Here is a 13085-nt window from a genome sequence, read left to right on the forward strand (position 1 = left end):
TCCTACCGGCCGTCGGCGAGGGCCGCGGAGAAGGGCAGATGGGGACCAGACGACGCGAGTCGCTGGTGACGGTCAGCGCTCGACGAGGCCGACGTATCTGATTTCGACGGCCACCTCTTCCTCGGTGTGGCGGTTGATCCGCTCGTGTAACCGATCGGCCAACTCTGGCGGCGCCTCCCCGGGCGGCCCACCGACGGTGATGACGACGCGCTCGGGGCCGAGGAACGGGTAGTTCTCGTCCATGACCACCTCGAACTCGAGCATCTGATACGCCTCGAACTCCTCTTGCGAGAGGACCGTTGCGGTCTCTTCGCGGGCGTTCTGCTCGAACGTGGAGACGGTGTACGACGAGTAGGAGATGGCGCCGAGGAAGACGGCGAAGACGAGGACGATCACGGCCAGTCCGAGCACCCGTCGACGGACGCGCTGTTCCGTCTCCCCGAGCGAGAACAGGTTCTCCGGCCGGTAGCCGGCCCACCACAGCGTCACGAGGCCGGCGAGGTTCACCGAGAGGACGTTGACGAACACGAGCGCGGTCGAGCCGATGGCGGCCGAGGGCTGGCCCCACGCGATGGCGATACCGGCCGCCGCGGCGGGCGGAATCAACGCCGCGGCGATCATGACACCGACCAGCGCGACGGCGGTCCCCGTCGCGATGCTGATGATTCCCGCGACGCCGGCGCCCAGCGCGATCGCCAGCGAGAGGAGGTCGGGCGCGAGTCGTTCGGAGATTTCGCCGACCTCGCTGAGGTTGAGCCCCGGTGGAACGATGTTGGTCATCCGGACGGTCCAGGCGAACACCGCGGCCGCAGCGATCGCGAGGAGAATGCCGAGTATCTGGTAGTAGAGGCTCTCCCGGAACAGTTCCTCGTCGTCGATCACCGAGCCGACGCTCAGTCCGAGCGCCGGCCCGATCAGCGGCGCGATCACCATCGAGCCGACGACGACCGCCGGCGAATCGAGGAAGAGGCCCGCCGTCGCGACGACGGCGCTGATGACCGTCATGATCGAGTAGACCGCGAACGTCGGCGTCAGCGAGTCGGCCTCGGACTGGAGCTCCTGCCTCGAGATCCGGTCAGTCTCGACGTCGCCGTTCTCGTACTCCTCCTTCAGGGTCTCGAAGCGCCGCGAGACGACCGTCTCCGCGTCGACGACGACCGTGTAGGCGTCCTCGTCGACGCCCGCGTCCTGCAGTTCGTCGAGGACGGGTTCGACCGCCGCGTTCGGCAGCGGAAAGTAGACAACCGCCGTATACCCCCGATTGCTCTCCTCGTCGGTCAGGACGTAGTCGATCTCTCGGTCGTCGAGCGCCTCGAGGATCGTCTCCCGCTTGCCCGTCGGCACTGTCAACTGAACGAGCCGCACGTGAAGGGCTGAGCACTCCCGGGACTATAACTTGGGGCGCTTTCGGCGCGTACTCGTCGGTATCGCCGCGCTGGCGGTCGCGTCGACGGTCGTCGGCCTCCTGCTCGTGACGGTCGTCTAGCTCGCGGGGCAAGTACCGTGCGTATAAACCCGCGACTCCCCTACGACGGCGTATGTTCGACACGCGACCCGACCGCGACGCCGAGGTGGCGCTCGTCGGTCGCTCGAACGTGGGCAAGTCGACGCTCATGCGCGAGCTCACCGGCCACAGCTTCGACACCGGCGGGAAACCCGGCGTCACGCGCCAGCCCAACCACTACGACTGGGCCGCCGAGGACTTCGTCGTCACCGACCTCCCCGGCTTCGGCTTCATGAGCGGCGTCGACGAGGACTACCGCGAGGAGATCAAGACGAACATCGTCCGCTACCTCGAGGAGTACGCCGAGAACGTCCTCGTCGGGATCCTGGTCGTCGACGGCAAGAGCGTCATCGACATCATCGACCGCCACTCGGGTCCCGACGAGATTCCCTACGACGTCGAGATGTTCCACTTCCTCCGGGACCTCGACATCCCCACCGTCGTCGCCGTCAACAAGATGGACAAGGTCGACGACCGCGACGAGCGTCTGAACGACCTCTGCGACCGCCTCGGCCTGCTCCCGCCGTGGAAACAGTGGCAGGAAACGATCGCCCCGATCACCGCCAAGAACGGCCAGGTCAGCAGTCTCAACGAAGCCGTCCGCACGCACCTGCACGAGCAGAATCGCGACGATCTGTTTAAATTCTTCTAGAACCGAACTTTTGCTCTGCGGGCGCGGCGAAGCCGCGCCCTCGGCAAAACTTCGATGAAAAGCCTCTTCCCTCCGTTCCGTTCACTCGACTCGCGGCTCGCGCCGCTCGTCTATACGCGGCGCGTAGCGCCGCGCTTTCGTTCACTTCACATCGGTCGTCGGCCCGCTCGCTCCCTTCGGTCGCTCGCGGTGTTCGTTGGAGAACAGCCTGCCCTTCCCCGGGTTGCACGACTCTCGCGATACTCGAGTCGTGCGCCCGGCCACTCGAGCGAGACACGTTCCGTCCTATCGCGACGGTCCGTCTTTCAATCGCGTCCGCATCCGCAAACACGCCAGCGCCACGTCGTCGCTCATCTCGAGCGAAACCGTCTCGACCCCCTCGTAGCCCCGTTGCTCGTAGAAGCCGATGGCGTTCCGCGAGGCCGTCAGGACGAGCGTCTCGAGGCCCGCCTCCCGTGCGGCCGACTCGAGGTCGGTGAGGATCGCGGTACCGACGCCCTCGCGAGCGTGATCGGGGTGGACGTACACCGCGCCGATCTGGCCGGTCCGGTCGTCGTCGACGTCGGGAGGTTCGCAGTCGAGCAGGCCGAATCCGATGGGATCGCCGCCGTCGCCATCGTCGCCCTCGCGTTCGGCGACGACGATCTGAAAGCCGTCTTCCTCGAGCGGGTACCGTTCCGGGTGGACGTTCGCGAGCCACGCCTCGACCTGCCGGTCGGTGTAGCCCTCGCTCCCCTCCTCGCGGATCGCGGCCGCGTGCACGTCGCTGATCGCTTCGGCGTCGTCGACGGTCGCCTCCCGGATCGTCACCTGCGGTGCCACGGTCAGACGACGCGGTTGTGGAACGCCTCGCCGGTCCCGAGTCGCGAGACGTTCTCGCGGACGATATCGCCGACGTCGCGGAAGTAGTCTCGCGTGTAGGCCGCGCAGTGGGGCGTGACGATCACCTCGTCCATCCCCCACAGCGGCGACTCTTCGGGTAGGGGCTCCTCCTCGAAGACGTCCAGCGCCGCGCCCGCGATGGAATCGGACTCGAGGGCGTCGATCAGCGCCGGTTCGTCCACGACGGGGCCGCGTGCGACGTTGACGAAGTAGGCGTCGTCGCGCATGGTTTCGAAAACCTCGCCGTCGAATCGGTGGTGGGTCTCCTCGGTCAGCGGCACCGTGACGATCACGAATTCGACGCCCTCGATCGCCTCGAGCAGCCGATCGTCGGTATAGATCTCGTCGAAGCCCGGAACGGACTCGTCGGAGCGGCGAACGCCCCGCACCTCGAGACCGAGTCCGCCGAGGGTCTCGGCGACGCCGCGGCCGAGCGTTCCGGTGCCGACGACGCAGGCGGTCTTGCCGGGCAGCGTGAACCCGTCGTCCCACGCGGGGCGCTCCCAGCGACGCTCCGTCTGGTTCGCGACGAGGTCGTGGAGGCGCCGCGAGAACGAGAGCAGGTAGCCCGCGACCGTCTCGCCGACGCTCCGCCCGTGGATCCCCGTGCTGTTCGTCAGCACCACGCCGTTGGACTCGAACTCGTCGAACGGGAACCGATCGACGCCTGACTGGATGGAGTGGACCCACGCACACTCGAGGCAGTCCGGGTGATACTCGAGGGTGACGACCGCGTCGCGGGCCGCGATTTCGTCGTCGCCGATCACGTCGACGGTGGCCGGGAGATCGGTGAGGTAGTCCGCGAGTTCCGACGGCGGAAACACCGCCTCGACCGATTCGTGCACCCCGAGTCGCTCGAGTTCGAATTCCATAGCGGGCGATACGCTCGAATCGGGGTTGAAGGTTTGGGCGAACGCCTATCCCGAACGCGACGTACTATTCTGGTGATGGCGGACCAGGACAAACTGCAGGGATTTGGGTCGTGGAGCGGGGCCGAACTTCACGAGGAGGTACAGGGGTATCGAGACGAGTTGAAGCGTGATCTCTCGAATCGTCTCGACAGGTACAACGCTGATCGGTTCGGTGAGTGATGAAGAGCCGTATCGGTGAGACCTATCTATGAGTGAAACGGTGGTGGCTCAGTGAAAAGTCTCATCACAAGGGGCTGAGTGGGGGTAACTCTTCGTCATCGCCACCTACCGATAATAGATTTGTGTCACGCAAAAACCCCACGGACGGAGCGTGACCTAGAACATCTCGCGCCAGCCCTCGAGTTCCCGCAACTCCTCGACGACGTCACTCACGTCCGCGGACTCGAGCGCCCCGCGCTCGGTCACCAGTTCATCGACGCAGTCTGCGGGCGTCACGTCGAACGTCGGGTTCACCACGTCGAGCGACGCCGGGCCGTCGTAGACCGCCGAGCGATCGCCGGACTCGAGATTTACCTCCTCGCGGGTCGAGATCTTGTCGGTGGCGGCCACGACCGTCACAGGAACGCCCTCGCGAGTGGCGGCGAGCACCAGTGCGCGGGTACCGGTCTTGTTCACCACGGAACCGTCGGGCAGCACCGTATCGGCGCCGACGACGACCCGGTCGACGTCCTCGCTCGAGAGCACGTGCGCCGCGGCCGCGTCGGTGTGGACCGCCACGGGGCAGTCGACGGCGTCGTCCGCCGCGAATTCCTCGGCCACGTCGATCCCCTCGCGCGCCGGGCGCGACTCCGCGACGAACACGCGTGAGGGGTCGCCGCCGCGAAGCGCCTCGAGGACGGTCCCGGACCGCGAGAGCGTTGCAACGGCGCCGTCGATGCGCTCACCGGCGGTGGCCGCGGCGTCCGCGTCGGCCCCCAGCGCGCGCTCGAGGTTCGACAGCGCGGACTCGAGGACGGCCGGCGCCCCGGCAGCGGGGTCGCCGTCTGCGACGGAATCCGTCGCCTCGGCCATCGTCCGGTTGACTCGATTCCGAAGGACGGCCATCGACGGCCGGGCCTCGAGCAGTCGACGGGCGAGTTCGGCGAGTTCGTCCCACTCGTCCGCGGGGGCCGCGCCGAAATCAGCTCTCTCCGCGACGATCACGCCCGCACGGTCGCGCAGCACCTCGAGCGCCCGGATCGACAGATACGCAGCGCCGTGCTCGTCGTCGGCCGCGATCGAGCGGACGGTCGGCGCGACCCGCTCGTAAGCGGTCCACAGTTCGGGCACCGTCTCGCCGATTTCGGCTTCGGCCTCGGCCTCGAGCGCGTCGACCGCGTCGAGTCCGGACTCGAGGTCGAGCATCGCGGTCGGCGAGACCCACTCGTACTCGTCGTGTTCTTCGCTCAGTTCGATCTCGCGGGAGTCGGCGTCGAACAGGTACGAATGCACGACCCAGTCACGCCCGAGGTCGGGGTCCTCGAACTCGACCGGGCGCCCCGAGCGGACGATCGAGATGTCCTCGTCCGGCTCGAGACCCGTCTCCTCGCGGATCTCGGCGCGAACCTGCTCGTCGGGTTGCCCTTCCGCGAACCCCGAAACCCCGCCCCACTGGCCCCGATAGGTCCCGACGGCGTCGCCGCGGCGCAACAGCAGAACGTCGCCGCGATGACGGAGCAAAGCGGTGACGACGTGGTTCGAATCGTCGGTGTCGGCGTCGGCATCGGTATCGGCGCACATACGAGAGTCGACGGGAACGCGAGAGGTGTCGTTTTCGGACCCGTTCGTCGGCGGGACGGTGCCGGAAACGGACAGCACGGGCTGTCTCGGTCCGGTAACGGGGAGCTCGAGTGAACGGTCGCCGGATACCGCTCCTGCGCTACGGTTTTCGACCTCGAGATGCTACGCTCACCTATGACCCGTATCGCGATCGTCTCCGATACGCACGTGCCCACTCGAGAGCGCGCGCTCCCGGCGTGGGTCGTCGCCGAGATCGAAGCGGCCGACCACACCATCCACGCCGGCGACTTCGAGTCGTTCGGGAGTTACGAGCGGATCGTCGACCTCGCCGACGGCGACCTGACGGCCGTTCGGGGCAACGTGGATCCGGCGACGCTCGACGTCCCGCTGACCGCCACGGTCGAGGTCGACGGCGTGACGTTCGTCGTCACTCACGGCGACGGCTCGTCCGGCGAGTGGCGCGAACGGGTCGTCGAGACGGCTCGCGAGGAAACGGCGGCGAACGCGGAACCGACGCTGGTCGCCGTCGCCGGCCACACTCACCAGGTGGTCGACACGACCGTCGACATCGACGACCATCGCTCGGCCGGCGACCGGGGAGGGGGTGTCGATCGCGTCCGCGTGCTCAATCCGGGCAGCGCCACCGGTGCCGCTCCCACGACCTACGAGACGATGTTCGTCGCCACCGTCCGCGACGGAACGCTCGAGGTCGAGCATCGAACCGAGTAGCCGTCGTCCTCACGCCCCGCCGTCTCGTCACTCGCCGACCCGTTCCCCGCTCGTCGTGCGTCCCCCGTGAATCCGTAACTATACCCGTCTCGCGGCCAACGTGACGGCATGACCGAACGCGTTACCGTATCGCTGGACGAGGACTCGAGCGCGGCCCTCGAGACGCTGCTGGCCGAGACGGAGACGGGACAAAGCGAGGTCGTCCGGCGGGCGCTGACGTTCTACGCGGCGAACTTCGAGGCCGCGAGCGGCCGGCCCAGCGACAACTTAGAACAGTACTACCAGATGCTGACGTCGGGCGAGCACGTCCTGCTGGACGTCGATTTCCTCCACGCCTTCCTCGAGCACTGCTACGGCGGCGGCGATCCCGACCCAGAGTTCGTCGCGGCGGCCGATCGCGTCTCCGACTACCACGCCCGCGAGTACGCCGGGCGGTTCGAGCGCGTCGGCGAGTTGCTCGAGTGGCTCTCGTTCTGCGGCTTCCTCGAGGTGCGCCGGGAGGAAGGGGACGTATACCATATCGTCTTCCCCTCGGAGGCTATCCGCTGGTTCATGACCCGATTCATCGAGCGGAGCACCGTCGACATGCCCACCGAGATCGAGATCGACCGGGGCGTCTCGAAGGTGATCGTCACCGAGCGCCCGGACTGACTCGAGTCCGACCGCCACCACGCCGACGGACTGATTCGAATCCGACCGTCACTCGCGGCCGACGGACTGACTGTCACACGAATTCGTACGGTCACACGAGTTCATACGTCTTCATACGCGAACCGGCGCCGCTCGAGCGACGCGATTCGTCGTGTGTTCGGTTCTTAACAACCCTTTTGCTCGTTTCTGATATGGATGGATGTGGACACATATCATGGGTGTTGTAGACCGACTCAAGTCGATCGGACCGGGCGCACTGGTCGCGGCGGCGTTCGTCGGACCGGGGACCGTCACGACCGCGAGCGTCATCGGCGCGGAGTACGCCTACCTGCTCGTGTGGACGATCGCGTTCTCGATTCTGGCGACGATGGTGCTCCAGGAGATGAGCGCGCGACTCGGCCTGATCACGAACGAGGGACTGGGTGAAGCGTTTCGAAACGAGTTCTCGAACCCGATCGCGAGGGGCGTTACGATCACGCTCGTCGTGAGCGCGATCGGTATCGGCACCGCGGCGTTCCAGACGGGCAACATCGTCGGCGGCGCCGCCGGACTGGCGACGATCACCGGCGTCAGCGAGAACGTCTGGGGGCCGATCATGGGGCTGGTCGCCGCCGGCCTGCTGTGGACGGGGAGCTACAAGCTGATCGAGCGGGTCTTCATCGGCCTCGTCATCGTCATGGGGCTGGCGTTCGTGCTCAACGCGATCATCGTCCGGCCCGATCTCGCCGCGCTCGGCGGCGGCCTCGTGCCGACGATCCCGGAGGGGTCGGCGTACCTGATCGCCGGCCTCATCGGGACCACCGTCGTCGGCTACAACCTGTTCCTGCACGCGAGCACCGTTCAGGAGCGCTGGGACGACGCCGACGACCTCGCGGCGTGTCGCACCGACACGATCGCGATGGTCGCCGTCGGCGGCCTCATCACCACCGCGATCGTCGTCACCGCAGCCGCGGTGTTCCCCGAGGGGACCCAGATCGCCGACGTCGGCGAGATGGCCGACCAGCTCGAGCCCGTCTTCGGCGGCTACGCGCTGACGTTCTTCGCGATCGGCCTCTTCGCGGCGGGCTTTACGAGTGCGATGAGCGCGCCGCTGGCCGGCGCCTACGCCACCGCCGGCGCGCTGGGCTGGGAGCGCGACCTGACGTCGACCCGATTCCGGGCGATCTGGCTGACGATCCTCGGCGTCGGCATCGTCTTCTCCGCGCTGGACTACAACCCCGTCGAGGTCATCGTCTTCGCGCAGGTCGCCAACGGCCTCCTGTTGCCGATTCTGGCGGTCTTCCTCATCTACGCGATGAACAACGACGACCTGCTGGGCGAGTACACGAACAGCCCCCTCCAGAACGTGCTGGGCGGCCTCGTCACGCTCGTCGTCGTCGGTATCGGCCTCCGAACGCTCTACGACGTGTTACTTCTCTGATCGAATGAACGATTCAAACGGACACGACGCGAATTCGAACGCGACCACCGTGAACGCGACTACCGAACTGCACGGCAACGAACTGCGAACCGACGGCGGCCGGCTCGCGTCCGACGGCGCCACCCGGATCGGCGTCGACGTCGGCGGCACGTTCACCGACGTCGCCCTCTCCGTCGACGACGACCTCGTCACCGCGAAAGTGCCGAGCACCGATCCGCAGCACGTCGGCGTCCTCGACGGCCTCCGGAAGGCCTGCGACGACGCGGGAATCGACCCCGCGGAGATCGACGAGTTCGCGCACGCGATGACCGTCTCGGTCAACGCCCTGCTCGAGCGCGGCGGGGCGCGGACGGCGCTGGTGACGACCGAGGGGTTCCGGGACGTCCTCGAGATCGGCCGGCAGGACCGGCCCGATCTGTACGACCTCGAGGCCGAGAAACCCGAGCCGCTGGTCCCCCGCGAGTTGCGCTTCGAGGTCGACGAGCGGACGACGGGCGCGGGCCTCGAGCGGCCGGTCGACGAAGCCGAGATCCGCGACCTCGCGGCCACGCTGCGCGAGCGCGACGTCGAAGCGGTCGCGATCTGTCTGCTCCACGCCTACGCCGACCCCGCAAACGAGCGCGTCGTCGCCGAGACGCTGCGCGAGGAACTCGACGTGCCGATCTCGGCCTCCCACGAGGTGCTCGCGGAGTTCCGCGAGTTCGAGCGCACGTCGACGACGGCGGTCGACGCGTACGTTCGCCCGGCGATCGACGACTACGTCGGTCGGCTGGTCGACGAGGCCGAGGCGGCGGGGATTCCGGCGCCGCGGATCATGCAGGCCAACGGCGGCATCGCCGACCCGGAGACGGTCCGCGAACACGCTGTGACGACGACGCTGTCAGGTCCTGCGGCGGGCGTCGTCGGCGCGGCCGCGACCGTGGACGACGCCGACCTCGCCGGGCTCGTCACCTTCGACATGGGCGGGACCTCGAGCGACGTGAGCCTCGTCCGTGACGGCGGGGCGGAGCGGACGACCGACGCAGAGATCGACGGCCTGCCGATCCGGACCCCGATGGTCGACGTGAACACCGTCGGCGCGGGCGGCGGCTCGATCGCCTGGGTCGACGCCGGTGGCGCGCTCCGGGTCGGCCCCGAATCGTCGGGCGCCGATCCCGGTCCCGCCTGCTACGGCCGCGGCGGCACCGATCCCACCGTCACCGACGCGAACGTCGTTCTGGGCTACATCGGCCCCGAGACCGCGCTGGGCGGCGAGATGACGCTGGACGTCGACGCCGCCCGCGAGGCCCTCGAGCGACTCGCCGACGAGGCCGGTCTCGACGGGGCGCTCGAGGCAGCGCAGGGGGTCTACCGCGTGGCGAACGCGACGATGACGCGGACGATCCGCTCGGTGACGGTCGAGCGGGGCCACGACCCCCGCGAGTTCGCCCTGGTGGCCTTCGGCGGCGCGGGCCCGATGCACGCCGCGTCGCTGGCCGGCTCGCTCGAGGTCGACCGCGTCGTCGTTCCGCGGCCGGGCGGCGTGCTCTCGGCCTTCGGCCTGCTCGCGGCCGACGAGAGCTACGACGCCGTCCGCACCGTCGGCGTCGATCTCGCGGAGGCGGCGCCAGCGGACCTCGAGGCCGTCTACGACGACCTCGTCGCGGACGTGCTCGCGGACGCCTCCGACCGGGACGCGGCGCGCGTCGAGCGCGCGGCCGACTGTCGCTACGCGGGCCAGAGCTTCGAGTTGACCGTTCCCGCCGACGAATCGTTCGACCCGGCGGCGGTCGCGGAGCGCTTCCACGACGCCCACGAGCGTGCCTACGGCTACGCGATGGACGAATCGATCGAGGTCGTCAACCTCCGGGCGACGGCGACCATCCCGGGGACCGAACCGAGCATCCGCCACGAAGGGGCCGACGAGAGCGCGGCCCGTCTCGGGACGCGGGACGCCTACTTCCCCGAGACCGGTTCCGAGCCGCTCGAGACGACCGTCTACGACCGGGACCGACTGCCGTCGGGAGCCACGGTCGACGGGCCGGCGATCCTCGAGCAGGCTGAAAGCACCACCGTCGTCCCGCCGGCGTGGGCGGGCGAGATCCTCGCGGACGGAACGCTCGCGATGACGCGAGACCCCGACAGTCAGGAGGGAGACCGATGACGGAGAACGCCACCGAGTCCGACGGTATCGACCCGATCACCCTCGAGGTGCTGCGCAACCAACTCGAGAGCGTCGCGGAGGAGATGGGCCAGACCCTGATCCGCGGCGCCTACTCCCCCAATATCAAGGAGCGCCGCGACTGCTCGACGGCGTTGTTCGACGCCGACGGGCGAATGATCGCCCAGGCGGAGCACATTCCGGTCCACCTGGGCGCGATGCCCGCCGCCGTGGAGGCCGTCCTCGAGCACGATCCGAAGCCCGGCGACGTGTTCGTGCTCAACGACCCGTTCGCGGGCGGGACGCACCTGCCGGACGTAACGATGGTGTCGCCGATCGCGCCCGACGGCGAAATCGTCGGCTACGCCGTCTCGCGGGCCCATCACGCCGACGTCGGCGGGATGACCCCCGGGAGCATGCCGGCCGGCGCGCAGGAGATCTACCAGGAGGGGCTGCGGCTCCCGCCGACGCGACTCGTCGAGGGCGGCGAGCCCTGCGAGGACGTCCGCTCGCTCGTCCTCGCGAACGTCCGGAACCCGAGCGAGCGGAAGGCCGACCTGCGCGCACAGCAGGCCGCGAACGAGCGCGCCGAGGAGCGACTCGCCGCCCTCTTCGACGAACACGGCCGCGAGACCGTCCTCGCGGGGTTCGACGCCGTGATCGACTACTCCCGCGAGCGGATCGAGAGCGAGATCGCGGCGCTGCCCGACGGCACCTACGAGGCGACGGACGTCCTCGAGGGCGACGGCGTGACCGACGAGGACGTCGAGATTTCGGTCGCGGTGACGGTCGACGGCGAGGCCATCGACGTCGACTTCGCGGGAACCGCCGACCAGGTCGCGGGGAACCTCAACGCGCCGGTGGCGGTCGCCGAGAGCGCGGTCTACTTCGTCGTGCGCTGTATCACCGACCCCGGGATCCCGCCGAATCACGGCTGTTACGACCCCGTGAGCGTCCACGCGCCCGAGGGGTCGCTGCTGAACCCGGAGCCGCCGGCCGCCGTGGTCGGCGGCAACGTCGAGACCAGCCAGCGCGTGACCGACGTGGTCTTCACCGCGCTCGCGGGAGCGGCGCCCGACCGCGTGCCGGCGCAGGGTCAGGGGACGATGAACAACCTGACCATCGGGGCCCGCGACGGCTCCTTCACCTACTACGAGACCATCGGCGGCGGCTTCGGCGCTCGAGCCGACCGCGACGGGATGGACGGCGTCCAGGTGGGGATGACGAACACGCTCAACACGCCGATCGAATCCCTCGAGAACGAGTACCCGCTACGGGTCGAGCGCTACGCGCTCCGGCCCGACAGCGGCGGTCGCGGCCGGTACCGCGGCGGACTGGGACTCGAGCGATCGGTCACCGTCGAGCAACCGGCCACGGTGTCGCTGCTGACCGAGCGCCGGCGCCATGCGCCGAAGGGCGTCGCGGGCGGCGAGAACGGCGCCACCGGCGAGAACCTGATCGACGGCGAGGCGGTCGCCGCGAAGACGACCGTCGACGTCGAGCGCGGGACGACCGTGACCGTCCGGACGCCCGGCGGCGGCGGCCACGGCGACCCCGACGAGCGGGACGAGGCGGCGCTCGAGGGTGACCGAGCGTCCGGAAAGCGAACCGAACCCGCGGAGGAGGAGAGTTAACGGATGGCGTCCGATACGGACGAGCCCGCCGACGTGGGCGGCTGGCTGGGACTGATCGTCCCCTCCTCGAACGCGACGGCCGAACCGGAGTTTCGGCGCGCGCTCCCCGACGGAATCACCGTGCACAGCGCGCGAATGGAACTCGAGTCGGTGACCGTCGACGAACTCGACGCGATGAGCGACGACGCGGCGCGGGCGGCCCGACTGCTCGGCCACGCCGACGTCGACGCGGTCGCCTACGCCTGCACGACCGGCAGCCTCATCCACGGGCCGGGGTTCGACGCCGAACTCGAGGAGCGACTCGCCGACGCGGCCGGCGTCCCCGCCGTCGCGACCGCCCGCTCGGTCGTCCGCGCCCTCGAGGCGCTCGAGGCCGACCGGATCGCGGTCGTCACGCCCTACACCGCCGCGCTCGACGCGAAGGAACGGGAGTTCCTCGCGGCCGCCGGATTCGACGTCGCGTCGATCGACGGCCGGGGACTCGAGGCGAACACGGCGATCGGGGCACTGACACCCGACGACGCGGTCCGGCAGGTGCTCGATCACGTCGACGGTGCGGCCGCCGACGACCTCGACGCCGTCTTCGTCTCCTGTACGAACTACCGGTCGCTGGCCGCGATCGAGCGCCTCGAGTCGAAACTCGGGGTCCCGGTGATCACGAGCAACGGCGCGTCGCTGTGGGACGTCTGCGGCGTTTCGGGGCTCGAGGGCGATCTCGACGGGCTCGGGACGCTGCTCGAGTGCGAGCGGTCGTAGTCGCCGGACGACAGAGGATCACCTCGCGAGGGGAGAACCGGTGTCACGAACGAGCCAGGTCACGAA

Annotated in this window: 12 protein-coding genes; 8 read left to right on the forward strand and 4 right to left on the reverse strand. The window is 68.9% G+C overall.

Features of this window, described 5'->3' with window-relative positions; all coding sequences use genetic code 11:
* Positions 1 to 72: 72 nt before the first annotated feature.
* Positions 73 to 1365 carry a TIGR00341 family protein gene (locus tag J0X25_RS24340; protein ID WP_207290142.1) on the reverse strand — a complete coding sequence of 431 codons (1293 nt, stop codon included), beginning with the start codon at positions 1363 to 1365 and terminating at the stop codon, positions 73 to 75.
* Between the two features lie 173 nt (positions 1366 to 1538).
* Here J0X25_RS24340 and engB point away from each other — a divergent pair, with 173 nt between their 5' ends.
* Complete coding sequence (gene engB / locus J0X25_RS24345; RefSeq protein ID WP_207290143.1) at positions 1539 to 2156, forward strand: GTP-binding protein EngB; 618 nt, start codon at positions 1539 to 1541, stop codon at positions 2154 to 2156.
* A gap of 285 nt (positions 2157 to 2441) precedes the next feature.
* On the opposite strand, the gene J0X25_RS24350 is transcribed toward engB, so the two are convergent.
* Together J0X25_RS24350 and ddh are read right to left on the reverse strand one after the other, a co-directional pair.
* Positions 2442 to 2978, reverse strand: a complete 537-nt coding sequence (locus J0X25_RS24350; protein WP_207290144.1) for a GNAT family N-acetyltransferase — start codon at positions 2976 to 2978, stop codon at positions 2442 to 2444.
* Between the two features lie 2 nt (positions 2979 to 2980).
* Positions 2981 to 3910: a D-2-hydroxyacid dehydrogenase gene (ddh, locus tag J0X25_RS24355; protein ID WP_207290145.1), complete on the reverse strand. Its 930-nt coding sequence runs from the start codon at positions 3908 to 3910 to the stop codon at positions 2981 to 2983.
* A gap of 75 nt (positions 3911 to 3985) precedes the next feature.
* On the opposite strand from ddh, the gene J0X25_RS24360 reads away from it, so the two are divergent.
* A complete protein-coding gene (locus J0X25_RS24360) occupies positions 3986 to 4129 on the forward strand; it encodes a hypothetical protein (protein ID WP_207290146.1) in 144 nt (47 codons plus the stop codon).
* A gap of 156 nt (positions 4130 to 4285) precedes the next feature.
* Here the strand turns inward: J0X25_RS24360 and J0X25_RS24365 are convergent, their stop codons facing one another.
* The gene (locus J0X25_RS24365) at positions 4286 to 5689 is read right to left on the reverse strand and encodes an eIF2B alpha/beta/delta subunit family protein (protein WP_207290147.1); all 1404 of its coding nucleotides are present in this window, start codon (positions 5687 to 5689) and stop codon (positions 4286 to 4288) included.
* A gap of 174 nt (positions 5690 to 5863) precedes the next feature.
* Between J0X25_RS24365 and J0X25_RS24370 the strand changes: the two genes are divergently transcribed.
* The 6 genes from J0X25_RS24370 (at position 5864) to J0X25_RS24395 (ending at position 13019) form a co-directional block, all read left to right on the forward strand.
* Positions 5864 to 6418, forward strand: coding sequence for a metallophosphoesterase family protein (locus J0X25_RS24370; protein ID WP_207290148.1), 555 nt, complete (start codon positions 5864 to 5866; stop codon positions 6416 to 6418).
* Between the two features lie 108 nt (positions 6419 to 6526).
* A complete protein-coding gene (locus tag J0X25_RS24375; RefSeq protein ID WP_207290149.1) occupies positions 6527 to 7069 on the forward strand; it encodes a ribbon-helix-helix protein, CopG family in 543 nt (180 codons plus the stop codon).
* A gap of 214 nt (positions 7070 to 7283) precedes the next feature.
* Complete coding sequence (locus J0X25_RS24380; protein ID WP_207290150.1) at positions 7284 to 8489, forward strand: Nramp family divalent metal transporter; 1206 nt, start codon at positions 7284 to 7286, stop codon at positions 8487 to 8489.
* Between the two features lie 4 nt (positions 8490 to 8493).
* Complete coding sequence (locus J0X25_RS24385) at positions 8494 to 10632, forward strand: hydantoinase/oxoprolinase family protein (protein WP_207290151.1); 2139 nt, start codon at positions 8494 to 8496, stop codon at positions 10630 to 10632.
* Positions 10629 to 12263: a hydantoinase B/oxoprolinase family protein gene (locus J0X25_RS24390; protein WP_207290152.1), complete on the forward strand. Its 1635-nt coding sequence runs from the start codon at positions 10629 to 10631 to the stop codon at positions 12261 to 12263. The genes J0X25_RS24385 and J0X25_RS24390 overlap by 4 nt, the downstream gene beginning before the upstream one ends.
* A gap of 3 nt (positions 12264 to 12266) precedes the next feature.
* Positions 12267 to 13019 (forward strand): maleate cis-trans isomerase family protein, encoded by a 753-nt coding sequence (locus J0X25_RS24395; RefSeq protein WP_207290153.1) that lies wholly within the window; start codon positions 12267 to 12269, stop codon positions 13017 to 13019.
* Positions 13020 to 13085 lie beyond the last annotated feature (66 nt).

The sequence above is a fragment of the Haloterrigena alkaliphila genome, assembly GCF_017352155.2.
Classification (GTDB): Archaea; Halobacteriota; Halobacteria; order Halobacteriales; family Natrialbaceae; genus Haloterrigena; species Haloterrigena alkaliphila.